General features: G+C 61.3%; 19 protein-coding genes. 15 read left to right on the plus strand and 4 right to left on the minus strand.

Annotated elements, in window-relative coordinates; genetic code table 11:
- From arcD to HU767_RS21670, 6 genes are all read left to right on the plus strand, one after another.
- Positions 1-1,178: arginine-ornithine antiporter (gene arcD / locus HU767_RS21645; RefSeq protein ID WP_186730428.1), on the plus strand; the 1,178-nt coding region annotated here is incomplete at its 5' end.
- Positions 1,179-1,209: 31 nt separating this feature from the next.
- On the plus strand, positions 1,210-2,466 hold the full coding sequence (gene arcA / locus HU767_RS21650; protein ID WP_186708480.1) for an arginine deiminase: 1,257 nt from the start codon (positions 1,210-1,212) through the stop codon (positions 2,464-2,466).
- 70 nt (positions 2,467-2,536) lie between these two features.
- Complete coding sequence (locus HU767_RS21655) at positions 2,537-3,547, plus strand: ornithine carbamoyltransferase (protein ID WP_186730429.1); 1,011 nt, start codon at positions 2,537-2,539, stop codon at positions 3,545-3,547.
- Positions 3,548-3,714: 167 nt separating this feature from the next.
- Positions 3,715-4,644, plus strand: coding sequence for a carbamate kinase (arcC, locus tag HU767_RS21660; protein ID WP_186708476.1), 930 nt, complete (start codon positions 3,715-3,717; stop codon positions 4,642-4,644).
- A 64-nt stretch (positions 4,645-4,708) separates the two neighbouring features.
- Entirely contained in the window at positions 4,709-5,068 is a 360-nt protein-coding gene (locus HU767_RS21665; RefSeq protein ID WP_186708475.1) for a DUF5064 family protein, read from the plus strand.
- A gap of 288 nt (positions 5,069-5,356) precedes the next feature.
- Positions 5,357-5,533 (plus strand): hypothetical protein, encoded by a 177-nt coding sequence (locus tag HU767_RS21670; protein WP_162843733.1) that lies wholly within the window; start codon positions 5,357-5,359, stop codon positions 5,531-5,533.
- 7 nt (positions 5,534-5,540) lie between these two features.
- Here the strand turns inward: HU767_RS21670 and HU767_RS21675 are convergent, their stop codons facing one another.
- Complete coding sequence (locus HU767_RS21675; protein WP_186708473.1) at positions 5,541-6,434, minus strand: helix-turn-helix domain-containing protein; 894 nt, start codon at positions 6,432-6,434, stop codon at positions 5,541-5,543.
- Between the two features lie 175 nt (positions 6,435-6,609).
- Here HU767_RS21675 and pobA point away from each other — a divergent pair, with 175 nt between their 5' ends.
- On the plus strand, positions 6,610-7,800 hold the full coding sequence (gene pobA / locus HU767_RS21680) for a 4-hydroxybenzoate 3-monooxygenase (RefSeq protein WP_186730430.1): 1,191 nt from the start codon (positions 6,610-6,612) through the stop codon (positions 7,798-7,800).
- A 69-nt stretch (positions 7,801-7,869) separates the two neighbouring features.
- A complete protein-coding gene (locus HU767_RS21685; RefSeq protein ID WP_186730431.1) occupies positions 7,870-9,387 on the plus strand; it encodes a DHA2 family efflux MFS transporter permease subunit in 1,518 nt (505 codons plus the stop codon).
- Between the two features lie 138 nt (positions 9,388-9,525).
- On the opposite strand, the gene HU767_RS21690 is transcribed toward HU767_RS21685, so the two are convergent.
- Positions 9,526-10,875, minus strand: coding sequence for an MFS transporter (locus HU767_RS21690; RefSeq protein ID WP_053119054.1), 1,350 nt, complete (start codon positions 10,873-10,875; stop codon positions 9,526-9,528).
- 359 nt (positions 10,876-11,234) lie between these two features.
- Here HU767_RS21690 and HU767_RS21695 point away from each other — a divergent pair, with 359 nt between their 5' ends.
- Positions 11,235-13,412 (plus strand): hypothetical protein, encoded by a 2,178-nt coding sequence (locus HU767_RS21695; RefSeq protein ID WP_186708465.1) that lies wholly within the window; start codon positions 11,235-11,237, stop codon positions 13,410-13,412.
- Positions 13,413-13,710: 298 nt separating this feature from the next.
- Here the strand turns inward: HU767_RS21695 and HU767_RS21700 are convergent, their stop codons facing one another.
- Both HU767_RS21700 and HU767_RS21705 read right to left on the minus strand, forming a co-directional pair.
- Positions 13,711-14,016, minus strand: coding sequence for a DUF2288 domain-containing protein (locus HU767_RS21700; RefSeq protein ID WP_053119051.1), 306 nt, complete (start codon positions 14,014-14,016; stop codon positions 13,711-13,713).
- Positions 14,013-14,174 carry a hypothetical protein gene (locus tag HU767_RS21705; RefSeq protein WP_186708488.1) on the minus strand — a complete coding sequence of 54 codons (162 nt, stop codon included), beginning with the start codon at positions 14,172-14,174 and terminating at the stop codon, positions 14,013-14,015. The genes HU767_RS21700 and HU767_RS21705 overlap by 4 nt, the downstream gene beginning before the upstream one ends.
- A 181-nt stretch (positions 14,175-14,355) precedes the next feature.
- On the opposite strand from HU767_RS21705, the gene HU767_RS21710 reads away from it, so the two are divergent.
- The 6 genes from HU767_RS21710 to HU767_RS21735 all read left to right on the plus strand — a co-directional run bounded on the left by HU767_RS21710 (position 14,356) and on the right by HU767_RS21735 (position 19,936).
- On the plus strand, positions 14,356-15,483 hold the full coding sequence (locus HU767_RS21710) for a branched-chain amino acid ABC transporter substrate-binding protein (RefSeq protein ID WP_186708463.1): 1,128 nt from the start codon (positions 14,356-14,358) through the stop codon (positions 15,481-15,483).
- Positions 15,484-15,713: 230 nt separating this feature from the next.
- Positions 15,714-16,637, plus strand: a complete 924-nt coding sequence (gene livH, locus HU767_RS21715) for a high-affinity branched-chain amino acid ABC transporter permease LivH (RefSeq protein WP_014336891.1) — start codon at positions 15,714-15,716, stop codon at positions 16,635-16,637.
- Positions 16,634-17,890, plus strand: a complete 1,257-nt coding sequence (locus HU767_RS21720; protein ID WP_186708461.1) for a high-affinity branched-chain amino acid ABC transporter permease LivM — start codon at positions 16,634-16,636, stop codon at positions 17,888-17,890. The genes livH and HU767_RS21720 overlap by 4 nt, the downstream gene beginning before the upstream one ends.
- Entirely contained in the window at positions 17,887-18,654 is a 768-nt protein-coding gene (gene livG, locus HU767_RS21725) for a high-affinity branched-chain amino acid ABC transporter ATP-binding protein LivG (RefSeq protein WP_053119044.1), read from the plus strand. Before HU767_RS21720 ends, livG begins: the two co-directional genes overlap by 4 nt.
- A complete protein-coding gene (locus HU767_RS21730; protein ID WP_053119042.1) occupies positions 18,655-19,356 on the plus strand; it encodes an ABC transporter ATP-binding protein in 702 nt (233 codons plus the stop codon).
- Between the two features lie 274 nt (positions 19,357-19,630).
- Positions 19,631-19,936, plus strand: coding sequence for a DUF2282 domain-containing protein (locus tag HU767_RS21735; RefSeq protein WP_058544229.1), 306 nt, complete (start codon positions 19,631-19,633; stop codon positions 19,934-19,936).
- The last annotated feature ends 1 nt before the right edge of the window (position 19,937 follow it).

Genomic DNA, 19,937 nt, shown 5'->3' on the forward strand with positions numbered 1-19,937 from the left:
ACTACATGGGTTTTTCGTCGGCCTGGGGCTACTGGATCAGCGCGTGGCTGGGTAACGTCGGTTACTTCGTGCTGCTGTTCAGCACCTTGGGCTACTTCTTTCCGATCTTTGGTGAAGGCAATACCGTCGCGGCGGTAATCGGCGCCTCCGTGCTGCTGTGGGCGGTGCATTTCCTGGTGCTGCGCGGGATCAAGGAAGCCGCGTTCATCAACCTGGTCACCACCGTCGCCAAGATCGTGCCGCTGGTGCTGTTCGTGCTGATCGCCCTGTTCGCTTTCAAGCTCGAGATCTTCACCCGGGACATCTGGGGCACGATGAACCCGGACCTGGGCAGCGTGATGAACCAGGTGCGCAAGATGATGCTGGTCACCGTGTGGGTGTTCATCGGCATCGAGGGCGCGAGCATTTTTTCCGCCCGGGCCGAGAAACGCAGCGACGTCGGCAAGGCCACCGTCATCGGTTTCATCACCGTGCTGCTGTTCCTGGTGCTGGTGAACGTGCTGTCCCTGGGCATCATGACCCAGCCTGAACTGGCGAAGTTGCAGAACCCGTCCATGGCCGCCGTGCTGGAACATGTCGTTGGGCATTGGGGGGCGGTGCTGATCAGCGTCGGCCTGATCATCTCGCTGCTCGGCGCCCTGCTGTCCTGGGTATTGCTGTGCGCCGAGATCATGTTTGCCGCCGCCAAAGACCACACCATGCCCGAGTTCCTGCGCCGGGAGAACGCCAACCACGTACCGGCCAACGCCCTGTGGCTGACCAATGCGATGGTCCAGCTGTTTTTGGTCATCACCCTGTTCTCGGCCAGCACGTACCTGTCACTGATCTACCTCGCCACCTCGATGATCCTCGTGCCGTACCTCTGGTCGGCGGCCTATGCGCTGCTGCTGGCGGTGCGCGGCGAGACCTATGAAGGCTTCGCGGCCGAGCGGCGCAAGGACCTGGTCATCGGGGCCATCGCCCTGATCTATGCGGTGTGGCTGCTGTATGCCGGCGGCATCAAGTACTTGCTGCTCTCCGCCCTGCTCTACGCCCCTGGCGCGATCCTGTTCGCCAAGGCCAAGCGCGAGTTGGGCAAACCGATTTTCACCTCTGTCGAGAAGCTGATTTTCGCCGCGGTGGTCGCAGGCGCCCTCGTGGCCGCCTACGGGCTCTACGACGGCTTCCTGACCTTGTAGTTGGCTGATTGTTTTAACGGGAGGATGTGTAATGACCACGGAAAAAGTGAAGTACGGCGTTCATTCCGAAGCCGGCAAACTGCGTAAAGTCATGGTCTGTTCCCCAGGCCTGGCCCACCAGCGGCTGACCCCGAACAACTGCGACGAGCTGCTGTTCGACGATGTGATCTGGGTCAACCAGGCCAAGCGCGACCATTTCGATTTCGTCACCAAGCTGCGCGAGCGTGACATCGACGTGCTGGAAATGCACAACCTGCTGACCGACATCGTCGCCATCCCCGAAGCCCTGGACTGGATCCTCCAGCGCAAGATCACCGCCAACTCGGTGGGCCTGGGCCTGGTGAATGAAGTCGGTTCGTGGCTGCGCAGCCTGGAACCGCGCCACATCGCCGAATTCCTCATCGGCGGCGTCTCGGCCGATGACCTGCCGGACAGCTTCGGTGGCAAGACTATCCAGATGTTCCGCGACTTTCTCGGACATTCCAGTTTTATCCTGCCGCCGTTGCCCAACACCCAGTTCACCCGCGACACCACGTGCTGGATATATGGCGGCGTGACCCTGAACCCGATGTACTGGCCGGCGCGGCGCCAGGAAACCCTGCTGGCCAGCGCCATCTACAAATTCCACCCCGAGTTCACCCACGCGGACTTCCAGGTCTGGTACGGCGACCCGGACCAGGACCACGGCAACGCCACCCTTGAAGGCGGCGACGTCATGCCCATCGGCAACGGCGTGGTGTTGATCGGCATGGGCGAACGCTCGTCCCGCCAGGCCATCGGCCAGTTGGCGCTGAACCTGTTCAAGCACAAGGCGGTGGAACGGGTGATTGTCGCCGGCTTGCCGAAATCCCGGGCCGCCATGCACCTGGACACCGTGTTCAGTTTCTGCGACCGCGACCTGGTCACGGTATTCCCCGAAGTGGTGAGCCAGATCGTCGCCTTCTCCCTGCGCCCTGACGAGAGCAAGCCCGGCGGCATCGACGTGCGCCGCGAGGACGGCAGCTTCCTCGACACCGTGGCCGCCGCGCTCAAGCTACCCGCGTTGCGAGTCGTGGAAACCGGCGGCAACAGCTTCGCCGCCGAACGCGAGCAATGGGACGACGGCAACAACGTCGTGGCGGTGGAACCGGGCGTGGTGATCGGCTACGACCGCAATACCTACACCAATACCCTGCTGCGCAAGGCCGGCGTGGAAGTCATCACCATCAGCGCCAGCGAACTGGGCCGGGGCCGGGGCGGTGGCCATTGCATGACCTGCCCGATCATCCGCGACCCGATCGATTACTGACTTCGAACCGGGGCCGTTCCTTATCCAAAATCGGTCTCGGGGAAAACCTACACCTGAGGAGATCCACACCATGGCGTTCAACATGCGCAACCGCAGCCTGCTGAGCCTGATGCACCACACCAACCGCGAGCTGCACTTTCTGCTGGACCTGTCCCGCGACCTCAAGCGTGCCAAGTACACCGGCACCGAACAGCCGCACCTCAAGGGCAAGAACATCGCGCTGATCTTCGAGAAAACCTCGACCCGCACCCGCTGCGCCTTCGAAGTCGCCGCCCACGACCAGGGCGCCCACGTCACCTACATCGACCCGGTGTCGTCGCAGATCGGCCACAAGGAAAGCATGAAAGACACCGCCCGGGTCCTGGGGCGGATGTTCGACGCCATCGAATACCGTGGCTTCGAGCAGGAGATCGTCGAGGAGCTGGCCACGTTCGCCGGGGTGCCGGTGTTCAACGGCCTGACCGCCGAATTCCACCCGACCCAAATGATCGCCGACACCCTGACCATGCGCGAACACAGCGACAAGCCGCTGCATGACATCAGCTACGCCTACCTGGGCGATGCCCGCTATAACATGGGCAATTCGTTGCTGATGATCGGCGCGAAGCTGGGCATGGACGTGCGCATCGGCGCGCCAAAAGCCTTGTGGCCGCACCAGGATTTCATCGACCAGTGCCAGGCCTTCGCCGCCGAAAGTGGCGCCCGCCTGACCATCACCGAAGACCCGAGGGAAGCCGTCAGGGGCGTGGACTTCATCCACACCGACATCTGGGTGTCCATGGGCGAGCCGGTGGAGGCCTGGGATGAGCGCATCGAGCAATTGCTGCCCTACCAGGTCAACGCGCAGATGATGAAGGCCTCGGGCAACCCACGGGTGAAATTCATGCACTGCCTGCCGGCGTTCCATAACAGTGAAACCAAGGTCGGCAAGGACATCGCCGCACGCTACCCGAACCTGGCCAACGGCGTGGAAGTGACCGAGGAGGTGTTCGAATCCCCGGCCAACATCGCCTTCGAGCAGGCGGAAAATCGCATGCACACCATCAAGGCGATCCTGGTGGCGGCGTTGGCGGATATTTAAACCCTAGCCCGCCCCCATGTAGGAATGCGATCCAATGTGGGAGCGGGCTTGCTCGCGAAAGCGGTGTATCAGTCCAGATAAATATTGCCTGTAACACCGCTTTCGCGAGCAAGCCCGCTCCCACAGTTGGACTGCGTCGTTCGATCCATTTTTTAAAGGACAGCACCATGCGCATCGTCGTTGCCCTGGGCGGTAACGCCCTCCTGCGTCGGGGTGAACCCATGACCGCAGCCAATCAACGCAGCAACATCCGCACCGCGACCGAACAGATCGCCAAGATCCACCCCGGCAACCAACTGGTCATCGCCCACGGCAACGGTCCGCAAGTCGGCCTGCTGTCGCTGCAGGCGGCGGCCTACACCTCGGTCACGCCGTATCCGCTGGACGTGCTCGGCGCCGAAACCGAGGGCATGATCGGCTACATCATCGAACAGGAACTGGGCAATCTGCTGGACTTCGAAGTCCCCTTCGCCACGCTCCTGACCCAGGTTGAAGTGGACGCCAACGACCCGGCCTTCCAAACCCCCACCAAGCCCATCGGCCCGGTCTACAGCCGGGAAGAAGCACAGGAACTGGCCGCTGAAAAAGGCTGGGCCATCGCCCCGGACGGCGACAAGTTCCGTCGCGTGGTCGCCAGCCCCAGGCCCAAGCGCATCTTTGAAATCCGCCCGATCAAATGGCTGCTGGAAAAAGGCAGTATCGTGATCTGCGCCGGCGGTGGCGGCATCCCGACGATGTACGACGCCGACGGCAAGCTGCAAGGCGTGGAAGCGGTGATCGACAAGGACCTGTGCTCGGCGCTGCTGGCTGAACAGCTGGAAAGCGATCTGCTGGTGATCGCCACCGACGTCAACGCCGCGTTCATCGACTTTGGCAAGCCGACCCAGAAAGCCATCGCCCAGGCCCATCCCGACGAACTGGAACGGCTCGGCTTCGCCGCCGGTTCCATGGGGCCGAAAGTGCAGGCCGCCTGTGAATTCGCGCGCAACACCGGCAAGGTCGCGGTGATCGGGTCGCTGTCGGACATCGATGCTATCGTCCAGGGCACCGCCGGCACGCGCATCAGCACGGCGACGCCGGGCATTGTTTATCGCTAACGGGAAAACTTATGCGGCAGGCACGGTGTCTGCCGTTCTCCATGCCTTCGAAGGAGAGTCGTTTATGGCCACATTCAAACCCGGTCACCTGCACATGGAACGCCATGCGCTGAACAAGGATGATTTCAGCTACAACCTGTGCATCGACTACAAGCTCGATCGGAATGATAAGGGCGAGACGGGCATGTCGTTCCAACTGCACGGCACGGTGGAAGAAAAAACCCTGGACGAAACCTTTTTCCTGGCCAAGGACCAGGCCTTCGACTTCGCCCGCCATGCCACGCGCATCGCCCAGAAATACGGCCTGCCCAAGGCTGCCAGCATCGGTTCGATGCACAAGTACTACGACGAAATGTTCGAAGACGTGCGCCACCAACTGGACGTCAAGCCGGGCGACCCGATGAAGCCGGAGCACCTGGAATAACTGGCTGGGAAACGCTGCCATTCCTGACATGAAATGAACCTGTGGCGAGGGAGCTTGCTCCCGCTGGGCCGCGCAGCGGCCCCAAGCTCTTGCGGTCGCTGCGCAACCGAGCGGGAGCAAGCTCCCTCGCCACAATGAAGCAGGGCTTCAGCCTGAAGCCTGGGCCCAACAGGGAATATCAGTGTTCTGAATATCGGGTTACACACAAAGCCTGCCTGGCTGGCAACTCGCTATAGCTGACCTATGCTGAATACAGTACCCCCGGGTATTCGTTCAGAGGTCACCGCCATGAACATCAAAACAAGAAGACGCCTCGCCATTTTCGTCACTTGCGCCGCTACGCTTGCGCTGTATGGCACGGCGGCCTACCGGGTCGAGCAGGCCAGGCAACTGCCCCGTGAATACGCCAGCTGCAACTTCGAACGCTGCATCCCCCACAGCGCAACCCTGAACGCCCTGCGCTGAGGCGTGGTCAGTCTTCCTGTTGATCGGTCTTGAGCCGGTCCCGGAACGCCTTGGGCGAGATGCCGACGCGCCGGCGGAACAGCCGGGTGAAGTTGGTCGGGTCGGAAAACCCGAGCAGTTCGGAAATCTCGTAGATGGTCATGCCGGTGTAGGTCAGCAGGCGCTTGGCTTCCAGCAACTGGCGCTCATGCATGATCTGCAACGCCGGTTGCCCCGCCAGTTCACGACAGGTGCCGTTGAGGTGCGACACGGAAATGCCCAGGCGATGGGCCAGGTCTTCGACCTTGACGTGCTCGCGATAGGTTTCTTCCACCAACTGAATGAAACCGTTGAGGTACTCCCGGGCCCGTTGCGGGCGCTGGGCCTGGGTGTGGCGCTGCATCACCTGGCGACTGACCCAGACCATGATCACGCTGACCAGGGCATGCATGAGCATTTCCCGGGCCGGTTGATGGCCCATGTACTCATTCTGCAAGGCGCTGAACAGGCTGTTGAGGTACTCGGCATTCTCGAGGGCCGGGTAGCTTTCGGCCTGGGCCAGCACATTGACCGAATGCCCCAGCTGCGCTTGCAGGTGCGTGACCAGCGGCGCCGCCAACGTCACCACGTAACCTTCCACATCCTCGGAAAAACGAAAGCCATGGACCGACAGCGGCGGCAGGATCTGCACGGCCGGCTCGGTGAGTTGCGTGCGCCGGCCTTCGATTTCCAGTTCCGCCTGGCCCTTGAAGACAAACAGCAACTGGCACAGGTCGGCGTGCCGATGGGGTTTGATTTCCCATTGGTGCTCGCGGCTGCGCTTGGAGATGGTCTCGCAGTGCAGCAGATCCGGCGTCGGCCATTCCTGGCTCTCACCGTAGAGCTTGAACACCGGGATCGAAGGCAGGTCAGGTTTTTTCATAACGTGGATCCGGGCCTGGGGTTGCGGGCGATAATCGCACCAATTGGCGAAAAGAACAGGTATCGGCTCAGTTTTCCCCTTCAACTGACAGGTCCGCAAGCGAAAAATGCAGGCACTCGGTCCATAACAATCAACACCGACCCTGGTCGCGTGCTTCGTGCGAGTCATAAGAACAATGAAAACCCTCAAGACCCAAGTCGCTATCATCGGCGCCGGCCCCTCTGGCCTGCTGCTCGGCCAGTTGTTGCACAACGCCGGGATCGACACTGTCATCCTCGAACGCCAGGCCCCGGACTACGTCTTGGGCCGCATCCGCGCCGGTGTGCTGGAGCAAGGCATGGTCGAGCTGCTGCGCCAGGCCGGCGTTGGCCAGCGCATGGACGCCGAAGGCCTGCCCCATGACGGCTTTGAACTGGTGCTCAACGATCGGCGGGTGCACATCGACCTCAAGGGCCTGACCGGCGGTAAAAACGTCATGGTCTACGGCCAGACCGAAGTCACCCGTGACTTGATGGCCGCCCGCGAAGCCGCCGGCGCCCGCACCCTGTACCTGGCCAGCGACGCCCAGCCCCACGACATGCAAACCGAACACCCCTTCGTGACCTTCGAACATGAAGGGCAAGCCTGGCGCCTGGACTGCGACTACATTGCCGGTTGCGACGGTTTCCACGGCGTGGCCCGCCAGTCCATTCCAGCGGAGAAGCTCAAGGTCTTCGAGCGCGTCTACCCGTTTGGCTGGCTCGGCGTACTGGCCGACACCCCGCCGGTGCACGAGGAGCTGGTCTACGCGCGGCACGACCGCGGGTTTGCCCTGTGCAGCATGCGCTCCAAGACCCGCACCCGTTATTACCTGCAAGTCCCCGCCGAGGAACACGTCGCCGACTGGCCTGACGAGCGCTTCTGGAGTGAACTGAAAAACCGCCTGCCCGCCGACCTGGCCGACGCCTTGGTGACCGGCCCCTCCATCGAAAAAAGCATCGCGCCCCTGCGCAGCTTCGTGGTCGAACCGATGCAGCATGGGCGGATGTTCCTGGTGGGCGACGCGGCCCACATCGTCCCACCGACGGGGGCCAAGGGCTTGAACCTGGCGGCCAGCGATGTCAGCACGCTGTTCAACATCTTGCTCAAGGTCTATCGCGACGGCCGTGTGGACTTGCTGGAACAATATTCGGCCATCTGCCTGCGACGCGTGTGGAAAGCCGAGCGGTTCTCCTGGTGGATGACGTCGATGCTGCACCGCTTCGACGACGACGCCTTCAACCAGCGCATCAGCGAAGCCGAACTGGAGTATTTCCTCGACTCCGAGGCCGGTCGAAAAACCATTGCGGAAAATTACGTCGGGCTTCCTTACGAGGCTATCGAATAGCCGCCTATCGACTTAAACTGCGGGCTTCATCCCATTCGCCTCTTTGGCGCGACGCCCGCAGGTTCTGTCGTGACTCAGCTCAATACGCTCCAAGCCCCAAAACCGGCCATTCGCAGCGTACTGGTTGCCCTGATGCTGGCGATTTTCCTCGGTGCGCTGGACCAGACCATCGTCGCCGTCTCGATGCCGGCCATCTCCGCACAATTCGCCGACGTCAGCCTGCTGGCCTGGGTGATTTCCGGCTACATGGTCGCCATGACCGTGGCGGTGCCGATCTACGGCAAGCTCGGCGACCTTTATGGCCGCCGACCACTGATGTTGTTCGGCATGGGCCTGTTCACCCTGGCCTCGCTGTTCTGTGGCCTGGCGCAAAACATGGAACAACTGGTACTGGCGCGGATTTTCCAGGGCATCGGCGCCGGCGGGATGATTTCGGTGAGCCAGGCGATCATCGGCGACATCATCCCGCCCCGGGAGCGGGGTCGCTACCAGGGGTATTTCAGCAGCATGTACGCGGTGGCCAGCGTGGCCGGGCCGGTGCTCGGTGGCTACATGACCGAATACCTATCGTGGCGCTGGGTGTTCTGGATCAACCTGCCACTGGGCCTCGCGGCCTGGTGGGTGGCCCGGCGCACCCTGGTCGGGCTGCCAGTACCGCAACGCACGCCGATCATCGATTACCTGGGCACCGTGTTGCTGATCATCGGCCTGACAGCATTGTTGCTGGGGATTACCCAGGTCGGCCAAGGCCATGCCTGGCACAGCCCTGAAGTGCTGGGGTTGCTGGGTTGCGCGGGGGTAGCGCTGGGGATGTTCGCCTGGCACGAGCGCCGGGCCCGGGAACCGTTGCTGCCGATGCACCTGTTCGCCAACCGCAGCGCGGTGCTGTGCTGGTGCACGGTGTTCTTCACCAGTTTCCAGGCGATTTCCCTGACGGTGCTGGTGCCGTTGCGCTTCCAGAGCGTGACCGGCGCCGGTGCTGACAGCGCCGCGTTGCACTTGTTGCCGCTGGCGATGGGGCTGCCCATTGGCGCGTATTTCGCCGGCCGCCGAACCTCGGTCACGGGGCGCTACAAACCGATGATCCTCAGCGGCGCCCTGCTCTTTCCATTCGCGATCCTCGGCATGGCCTTCACCGCGCCTGACGCGTTCTGGCTCAGCAGCCTGTTCATGCTGCTCAGCGGCATCGCCTCCGGCATGCAATTTCCCACGTCGCTGGTGGGTTCGCAAAACGCCGTGCAGCAACAGGACATCGGCGTCGCCACCAGCACCACCAACCTGTTCCGCTCCCTCGGCGGCGCGGTGGGCGTGGCCTTGATGTCGGCGTTGCTGCTGGCCTTGCTGCAGGATTCAAGCTTCGCCCAGCTCACCGGTTCGTCGCCGCTCGGCGAAGGGCATTCCGGCAACGTCTTGCTCGACGGCCTCAACGCTGCCCCGGGCGAGGCGCAGCATGCCTTGCGCCAGGCGTTGCAGGCGACGTTCCGGCATTTGCTGCTGATCAGCGCGGCGGTGTCGCTGCTGGGGTTGGCCGCAGCGGTAGCGATGCCTGATCGCCTGTTGCGGGGGCGGGATGACAAGGCTGGATAACCTGCAACACACCACCTCTGTGGCGAGGGAGCTTGCTCCCGCTGGGCCGCGAAGCGGCCCCAAAAATGGTGCGGTCGCTGCGCAACCGAGCGGGAGCAAGCTCCCTCGCCACAAAAGCATCGGCGCCACAAAATCTCATTAGGCCGTCGCCACGACACCTTCGGGCACCACCACTGCACTCATCCCATCCTTCATCCGCTTGGCATCGCGCACGAAGCAGCGTGACGCCAGGAACAGGAACACCATGGTCAGGAGCAACGCCACCGGGATCAGGTACATCGCGTCATGCAGGCCGATGGCCTTGAAGGCTTCGGTCATCTGCGGGGCGCCTGCGGTCGCCATGGCCGTGCGGGCGAAGTAGTCGGACAAGCCGCCCACCACCACCGGCCCCAGGCCGCCGCCGAGCAAATACAGCCCGGCAAAGTACAACGCCATCGCCGTGGCGCGCAGGCGCGGCTCCACCACGTCCTGGATCGCGGTGTAGACGCAGGTGTAAAAGTTATAGGCAAACAGCCAACCGACGCTGAACACCGCCACGAACACGCCGATTTCTATGCGCCCGGCATGCAGGGCCCACGCCGTGGTGACCGTCGAAATCGCCAGGCTGAACGCGGCAAACAGCAGGCGGCCGTTGGGCACGCGCTGGTGGATCTTGTCGGCGACCCAGCCGCCCAGGGTGAGCCCGAACAAGCCCGTCACGCCCACCATGATCCCGGTCGCCACGGCCGCCTCGTGCAGCGGCATCAGGAAATAACGCTGCAGCATCGGCACCAGGAATGAGTTGCAGGCATAGGTCGCGAAGTTGAAGCACAGCCCCGCCAGCACCAACCAAAGAAAGGTCGGAATCGCCAGCACCCGGCGGACCGGTTTGTCGATCTTTTCCTGGGACACCTGCACGGTTTCCGCCGCGCCGCGCTTGGGCTCCTTGATGAAAAACATGAACACCGCCAGCACCAGCCCCGGCACCGCCGCGATGAAGAACGGCGCGCGCCAGCTGTCGAAGGCCTTGACCATCGCGCCGATGGTGAAAAACGCCAGCAGCAGCCCCAGCGGCAGCCCGAGCATGAAAATGCCCATGGCCCGCGCCCGCCGATGGGCCGGGAACAGATCGCCAATCAAAGAGTTGGCCGCCGGCGCGTAGCTGGCCTCGCCGATGCCGACGCCCATGCGCACCACCAAAAACGCCCAGAAACTGCCGACCAGGCCGTTCACCGCCGTCAGCCCGCTCCAAGCCGCAAGCCCCCAGCCCATCAATTTGCTGCGCGAACCGTTATCGGCCATGCGCCCCAGGGGCAAACCGGCAATGGCATAAACGATGGTGAACGCGGTGCCGATGATGCCGATCTGGAAGTCACTGAGGCTCCATTCCATGCGGATCGGCTCGATGATGATCGCCGGGATGGTGCGGTCGAAGAAATTGAACAGGTTGGCCAGGAACAACAGGAACAGAATGCGCCAGGCATTCGCCGCTTGGGTCGAGTTCTGCATGGGTCCGTCTCTTTTATTGTTATGGGCCAACGATCCGTGGCCTGGTTATGCAATCTAGACAGCGGCACGGGGCCTGTCTCCAATTATTCGCAAGGCTGATACCCGACCATGGAAAGCGGCGTATTTCTTGATGCCGGTCAATACCCTGCAACAATTGCCATCATTTTGCCTTTTATTGGTTAAAGATCGAGGTTCGGTGGCCGATTCAACATGATCAGGAAAAGATTATCCCGAGCGCTGCTCAGGCTGCAGCCCTGACCGCTTGGACCGACATTCGCGTTTATCCCGGCGCGAATTCCCATCCGCGAGGGTTCGATGATCGCATTCGTCGAGCCACCAGTTCAGGCACATGGCGCACAATGACCTCAAAAAAAACAGCCACTGCGGTATCCGATCTGACCTTGAGCCCGGCCGCCAACGGCCCTGAAGTCTCGAAGCCGTCGCCCCCTCCGCGCCCTCTGTCGACCCAGCAGTACCTGTATTTCACCGAAACCAATACCGACCGTATCCTCGACAACCTCGATGGCCTGCGTGACACCGTGTTCCCGCGCCCACCGCACCTGGTAGACGACGAATTCGACCGTGCCCAGCAAGAGTTTCCGTCGGTGTGCCTGATCGGCCTGGGTCGCTGCGGCTCCAACATCGCCCTGGACGTGGCCGAGCTGGTGTACAACGCCCGCAAGTTCTACCTCAACGAATTCAACGCCGAAGACAAAGGCTACAGCGACAAGGGCTACAGCCCGGCGCAGTGGATCCGCAACAACCTGCGCCTGGGCACCAGCAAGGCCAGCAAGCCGGTGTTCCTGGTGGAACCGCTGGTGATGCTCGGCGACCTGGACAAGGACATCGCCGGGCGCATCCGTTTCTCGCGCAAGGGCGAGAAAAGCGGCTTTTTGCGCGACTACAGCAAAATGAAAATCATGGACCTGTCGGAAGTCCACGCCGGTGGTGCCGGTAACGCGCCGATCCTCGGCCAGTACCTGGCCAAGATCATCCTGAACAAGGACACCCAGCGATTCTCCAGCCCCGACTGGAAAATGATCCACTCGTACCTGATCGACAGCTGCGGCATCAAGGCCAACCAGTCGCGCCTCTATTTCTCGATCTTCAGCGCTGGCGGCGGTACCGGTTCGGGCATGGCCTCGGAGTTCGGCCTGGCCCAGCAGTACTCGTATATGAACAAGACGTTCGACACCAAGCCGATGGACGAGCACGACAGCAAGAGCGGTCATTCCTTCGTCTTCGAGCCGATTTTCACCAGCGGCATCTGCGTGTTGCCGAACATTTCCGACCATCGCAGCGAAATGTCCGAGGCGCTGCACATCAACGCCGGACGCTTGCTGTGCAAGTACCTGTCGGAAGAATGGGATTTCTCGTACAACTTCGCCAACGAAGACAGCAGCGAAGCCAGCGTCATGGGCCGCATTCGCCCGTGGAACGCGATGATGCTGATCTCCAACGACATCATGCGCTACGCCGAAGAAAGCGATGACGGCAACATCCAGAACATTGATGTCAATGCCATGGAGAAGCACGCCAACCAGTACATCTCCCAGCAGATCTTCAACATCCTGACGGCCCAGGCCGTCACCACCGACTACGACCAGAACTACTTCCGTCGCGCCGGCATCGACATCGGCGAAACCATTCGCCTGGATGCCAACGACCTGTTCATGAGCCTGGCTGGCCCGGTGGCGATTGCCTACGCCGAGTCCGTCGTCCCCGAGACCCCGGCACCGAGCGGCGACAAGTTCAAGGTGTTCGAGAAAGAGCCGCCGCGCCTGAACATCGACGACCTGTTCTTCCGCTCCATCGACTTGCCGCACTTTAACAAGGTCACCCAGGCCATCGAAGGCATCAGCCTGTTACCCATCGAATCCAAGCGCTACCGTGCCTCGTTGGAGCAGTACAAGAACTCCGGCTACGACGCCGCCGCGCTGCACGACCTGCACTTCTTCAAGAACTGCTCGTCGGTGGTGTCCATTGTCTCCTTGCCCAAGGACTACAAGCTGTCCTACATGGACCTGAACCGGCTCAAGACCCACCTCAACAGCCTGTTCCCCAATACCACCCTCAAGCGCTACGCGCTGGTGATCGGCGCCTCGGCCAACCTGTCGCTGACCACCCTGATCGCCAAGAGCCCGTGCCTGTCGGATGACTTCCTGACCCTGATCGTGGCGTTCATCAAGCGCTGCTTCGCCCGCACCCCGTACCGCTTCGACGAGACCCTGGACAATTCGATCCTGGACTTCATCATCAATGAAGACTTCGACGAAGCCCGCATCGACGAACTGCTCAATGAGTTCGAGAACCCGGCAAAGATCCTCGACACCAACTGGTACGCGATCAAGCCGATGTATGAGAAAAAGTACCGTGAGCTGATCAACGATAAAGACAAGTTCGTCTCGATCAACGACATCCGCCTGTCCCGCGACTGCGTGAAGAAATCCATCAAGTACCTGCGCGAGATCTATCGTCACCGGATTGGCAAGACCAAGGTTATTTCCCTTAATAACCATACGGGCAGGTCTTATTGAGGCTGGCGCAGCACCGCGTTGCCCCTTTCGCGAGCAAGCCCGCTCCCACAGTGGACCGCATTCTTTCTGAAGAAACGCGGTCCACTGTGGGAGCGGGCTTGCTCGCGAAGGCGGCCTTGGATACACCACCGAGACAACATCCAGAAACAATTGAGCAGCCCAAAGGCTGCTCAATGAACTGTTCCCGTTACGTATACGTCACCCTGCCCTGTGGCGTTTCGCCACGGCAGGCTGACATCACGCTACTCACCTACACACTTTCAATCAGGCCAACGAGCGAACCAACTTGGTGCATCGATCAATTCGACGCCCTTTCCTGGATCATAATCCAGGGCGAAACCACCACCGCCCAGAGCTGCGGATCGCGCTCCAAAAAATCCAGCGCCCGCGTTTCAGACAGCTTGGCGAGCTGGTCGGCGGCCAGCCAGGCGGCGACTTTGGTACCTTCGTCCTGGGCCACGGCCTCGGCGGCGGCGATCAGATCCAGTGCCGGATCGACCCACAATAGGGCACCCTTGGCAAAGAACGGCTCCAGCTCTTTCCAGGTGATGGATGCGGTTTCACCAAGCAGCTTGGCATAGAGGGTGCTAGGTTCTTGATTCATGGGAGCTGTCCGGAAAAGAAATCGGCGCGAATGATAACGTCGGTGGTCTGGCAGAAAAACCCGGTAGCAATTGCAGCACCGATTGAAAAGCGCAGGAAAGCCAAGGATTGCCGAAACGACCGGACAACCCCCGCCGCTATTCTGTCTTTTTCTTTCAATTAAGCGACACCTCCAGGTTTTGCCCCCAAGCGCCAGCTTCCCTTGCCAACAATCGGCGCTCTACACTGTACCGGTACAGTTGCCGGGGGCATTTTCCGCGAGGGTATCCAAGATATCTGACCCGGTTCTGCTGCTACGGCGCCAGGACTATAAAAACTACAACAGCATGAGTGGAGCACTATGACTAAGGCTACTAAGCAGATTTCCAAACTGTTTGCCGCTATGGTTCTGGCCGGGGTTGCCAGCCATTCGTTTGCCGCCGACACCATCAAGATCGGCATCGCCGGCCCGAAAACCGGCCCTGTAGCCCAATACGGCGACATGCAGTTCAGTGGCGCGAAAATGGCCATCGAACAGATCAACGCCAAGGGCGGCGTCGACGGCAAGCAACTGGTCGCCGTTGAATACGATGACGCCTGTGATCCAAAACAAGCGGTCGCGGTCGCGAACAAAGTCGTCAACGACGGCATCAAGTTCGTGGTCGGCCACCTGTGCTCCAGCTCCACCCAGCCCGCTTCCGACATCTACGAAGACGAAGGCGTGATCATGATCACTCCGGCGGCTACCAGCCCGGACATCACCGCTCGCGGCTACAAGATGATCTTCCGTACCATCGGCCTGGACAGCGCCCAAGGCCCTGCGGCCGGCAACTACATCGCCGACCACGTCAAGCCGAAAGTCGTTGCGGTCCTGCACGACAAGCAGCAGTACGGTGAAGGCATCGCCAGCGCCGTGAAGAAAACCCTCGAAGGCAAAGGCGTGAAAGTGGCCGTCTTCGAAGGCGTGAACGCCGGCGACAAAGACTTCTCCTCGATGATCGCCAAGCTCAAGCAAGCCAACGTCGACTTCGTCTACTACGGCGGCTACCACCCGGAGCTGGGCCTGATCCTGCGTCAATCCCAGGAAAAAGGCCTGAAGGCCAAGTTCATGGGTCCGGAAGGCGTGGGTAACGATTCCATCTCGCAGATCGCCAAGGAATCTTCCGAAGGCCTGCTGGTGACCCTGCCGAAATCCTTCGACCAGGATCCGGCCAACGTCGCCCTGGCTGACGCGTTCAAGGCCAAGAAAGAAGACCCGAGCGGTCCGTTCGTATTCCCGTCCTACTCCGCAGTGACCGTGATCGCCGACGCGATCAAGGCTGCCAAGAGCGAAGACGCAGGCAAAGTGGCTGAAGCCATCCACGCCGGCACCTTCAAGACACCTACCGGTGACTTGAGCTTCGACAAGAACGGCGACCTGAAGGACTTCAAGTTCGTGGTCTACGAGTGGCATTTCGGCAAACCTAAAACCGAAGCTTCGCCTCAGTAAGGCCTGGCCTGACTGACTGCCAATAAAGCCCACGGCGTGCCGTGGGCTTTGTTTTAAATGTATTGGGCCGCGCTGGCGTGATCCGCCAGTCTCCCCACCTGAAAATCTCAAAACCGTCATCAGCGGTTCGCTGGCAAAACTCGAGTCCGAAGTGGATGCAGATCCATGGGACCCGGGCGGGAAAATGACTCCACCAGTGAAATGCGTATCAGGTTTTTAGGAGCGCTGTAATGCCTGACATCTATCACTTCTTCCAGCAGCTGGTTAACGGCCTGACCGTTGGCAGCACGTATGCCCTGATCGCCATCGGCTATACGATGGTCTACGGCATCATTGGAATGATCAACTTCGCCCACGGCGAGGTCTACATGATCGGCTCCTACGTGGCGTTCATCGCCATCGCCGGGCTGGCCATGATGGGACTCGACAGTGTCCCGCTGTTGATGACCGCGGCTTTCATCGCGAGCATCGTGGTCACCAGTTCCTATGGCTACAGCATCGAACGGATCGCCTACCGCCCCCTGCGCGGCAGCAACCGTCTGATCCCGTTGATTTCCGCCATCGGTATGTCGATCTTCCTGCAGAACACGGTACTGCTTTCGCAAGACTCCAAGGACAAATCCATTCCCAACCTGATCCCGGGCAACTTCGCCATCGGGCCAGGCGGGGCACATGAAGTGCTGATTTCCTACATGCAAATCGTGGTGTTCGTGGTGACCCTGGTCGCCATGCTCGGCCTCACGCTGTTCATCTCCCGTTCCCGCCTGGGCCGCGCCTGCCGCGCCTGTGCCGAGGACATCAAGATGGCCAACCTGCTGGGCATCAACACCAACAACATCATCGCCCTGACCTTTGTCATCGGTGCGGCCCTGGCCGCCATCGCCGCGGTGCTGTTGAGCATGCAATACGGCGTGATCAACCCCAACGCCGGCTTCCTCGTGGGCCTGAAAGCCTTCACCGCCGCGGTACTGGGCGGCATCGGCAGCATCCCCGGCGCCATGCTCGGCGGGCTGGTGCTGGGCGTGGCCGAAGCCTTTGGCGCCGACATCTTCGGCGACCAGTACAAGGACGTCGTGGCATTCGGCTTGTTGGTTCTGGTTTTGTTATTCCGGCCGACCGGCATCCTGGGCCGCCCGGAGGTTGAGAAAGTATGACTAGGCATCTCAAATCGGCGCTCTTCAGCGCCCTGCTGGTCTGGGCCGTGGCCTACCCGGTACTGGGTCTTAAACTGACCATCGTCGGCATCAACCTGGAAGTGCACGGCACCAGCCCGGCCATCCTGGCGACCATCGCCGTGTGCTCGCTGTTGATGTTCGTGCGCGTGTTGTTCAGCACGCAGATCAGCGCGGCGTGGAAGTCTTCGCCCGGCCTGCCGGTGATGCCGGCCAAGGCCAGCAACTTCCTGACCCTGCCGAGCACCCAGCGCTGGATCGTGCTGGGCTTGATCGTCGTGGCCCTGGTGTGGCCGTTCTTCGGTTCGCGCGGCGCGGTGGACATCGCCACGCTGATCCTGATCTACGTGATGCTGGGCCTGGGCCTGAACATCGTCGTAGGCCTGGCCGGCCTGCTGGACCTGGGTTACGTCGGTTTCTACGCCGTCGGTGCCTACAGCTACGCGCTGCTGTCCCATTACTTCGGCCTGAGCTTCTGGATATGCCTGCCGATCGCCGGGATGATGGCCGCCACCTTCGGTTTCCTGCTGGGTTTCCCGGTCCTGCGCTTGCGCGGCGACTACCTGGCGATCGTGACCCTGGGTTTTGGCGAGATCATCCGTTTGTTCCTGCGTAACCTGACCGACATCACCGGTGGCCCGAACGGCATCAGCAACATCGAGAAACCGACGTTCTTCGGCCTGACCTTCGAACGTAAAGCCGCCGAAGGTCTGCAGACCTTCCACGAGTACTTCGGCCTGGAATACAGCTCGATCAACAAGGTGATCTTCCTCTACCTGGTTGCTCTGTTGCTGGCCCTGGCCGCGTTGTTCGTCATCAACCGCCTGCTGCGCATGCCGATCGGCCGCGCGTGGGAAGCGCTGCGTGAAGACGAAATCGCCTGCCGTGCCCTGGGTCTCAACCCCACCGTGATCAAACTGTCGGCCTTTACCCTCGGCGCTGCGTTCGCCGGTTTTGCCGGCAGCTTCTTCGCTGCTCGCCAGGGCCTGGTGACGCCGGAATCCTTCACCTTCATCGAGTCGGCGATCATCCTCGCCATCGTGGTGCTGGGCGGGATGGGCTCGCAACTGGGCGTGATCCTGGCGGCGATCGTGATGATCCTGCTGCCGGAAATGATGCGTGAATTCAGTGAATACCGCATGTTGATGTTCGGCGCCTTGATGGTGCTGATGATGATCTGGCGTCCTCAAGGTCTGCTGCCTATGCAACGCCCCCACATGGAGCTGCGCAAATGAGCCGCGAGATCCTGAAAGTCGAAAACCTGAGCATGCGCTTCGGCGGTTTGCTGGCGGTCAACGGCGTAGCCCTGACCGTGCAAGAGAAGCAAGTGGTTGCCCTCATCGGGCCGAACGGCGCGGGCAAGACCACCGTGTTCAACTGCCTGACCGGCTTCTACCAGCCAACTGGCGGCACCATCCTGCTGGACGGCGAGCCCATCCAGGGCCTGCCCGGTCACCACATCGCCCGCAAGGGCGTGGTGCGCACCTTCCAGAACGTGCGGCTGTTCAAGGACATGACAGCGGTCGAGAACCTGTTGATCGCCCAGCACCGTCACTTGAACACCAACTTCTTTGCCGGCCTGTTCAAGACCCCGGCGTTCCGCAAGAGCGAACGCGAGGCCATGGAATACGCCGAGTACTGGCTGGACAAGGTCAACCTCACCGAGTTTGCCAACCGTACCGCCGGGACCCTGGCCTACGGTCAGCAACGGCGCCTGGAAATCGCCCGCTGCATGATGACCCGTCCACGGATCCTCATGCTCGACGAACCGGCCGCCGGCCTGAACCCGAAGGAAACCGAAGACCTGAAGGCGCTGATCGGCGTGCTGCGTGAGGAGCACAACGTCACCGTGCTGTTGATCGAGCACGACATGAAGCTGGTCATGAGCATTTCCGACCACATCGTCGTGATCAACCAGGGCACGCCCCTGGCCGACGGCACGCCGGAACAGATCCGCGACAATCCTGAAGTGATCAAAGCCTACCTGGGGGAAGCGTAAATGCTGCAGTTCGAAAACGTTTCCACCTTCTACGGCAAGATCCAGGCCCTGCACAGCGTCAACGTCGAGGTCCGCCAGGGCGAAATCGTCACGCTGATCGGCGCCAACGGCGCCGGCAAATCCACCCTGCTGATGACGCTCTGCGGTTCGCCCCAGGCCCACAGCGGCAGCATCCGCTACATGGGTGAGGAACTGGTGGGTCAGGACTCGGCGCAGATCATGCGCAAGAGCATCGCCGTGGTGCCTGAGGGCCGTCGGGTATTTGCCCGTCTGACCGTGGAAGAAAACCTCGCCATGGGCGGTTTTTTCACTGACAAGGGCGACTATCAGGAACAGATGGACAAGGTCTTGCACCTTTTCCCACGCCTGAAAGAACGCTTTACCCAGCGCGGCGGCACCATGTCCGGCGGCGAACAGCAAATGCTCGCCATCGGCCGTGCGCTGATGAGCAAGCCCAAGCTGCTGCTGCTCGACGAGCCGTCCCTGGGCCTGGCACCGATCATCATCCAGCAGATCTTCGACATCATCGAACAGCTGCGCAAGGATGGCGTGACGGTGTTCCTGGTGGAGCAGAACGCCAACCAGGCGCTGAAAATCGCCGACCGGGCGTACGTGCTGGAGAACGGTCGCGTGGTGATGCAAGGCACCGGCGAAGCCTTGCTGACCGACCCGAAAGTGCGCGAGGCGTACTTGGGCGGTTAAGTCTGGCGCAAAAAAAAACGGCCTTCGGGCCGTTTTTTTTGCCCTTCGTAAAATGATTGCCTTTGTGGCGAGGGAGCTTGCTCCCGCTCGGTTGCGCAGCGACCGCAACACCTTGGGGCCGCTGCGCGGCCCAGCGGGAGCAAGCTCCCTCGCCACGGGTTTGGGGAAAACCGAAAAAAATCTGCAGACGCTGTAACGCTTTCCCCTCTCCCTCCTCTAGTTCAGTAGACCGGCACTAACGCCGGTTCATTTCCCTGAAGACTGGAGAATCACCATGACTGCTTCGACCCGCACCCTGTCCGCCACCGCCCTGGTCCTGGCCCTGGGTTCTGCCCTGAGCATGACAGCCGTCTCGACCGTCCACGCAGCCGACGACACCATGGAGAAATGCTTCGGCGTTGCCCTAAAAGGCAAGAACGATTGCGCCGCCGGTGCCGGCACCACCTGCGCAGGTACGGCAAAAATGGACTACCAGGGCAACGCCTGGAAATCGGTGCCAAAAGGCACTTGCACCACCATGGAAAGCAAAACTTCCCCGACCGGTTTCGGCCAGCTCGAAGCGTTCAAAGCCAAATCCTGAT

It is taken from the genome of Pseudomonas sp. SWRI179 (assembly GCF_014268705.1).
Lineage (GTDB): Bacteria > Pseudomonadota > Gammaproteobacteria > Pseudomonadales > Pseudomonadaceae > Aquipseudomonas > Aquipseudomonas zanjanensis.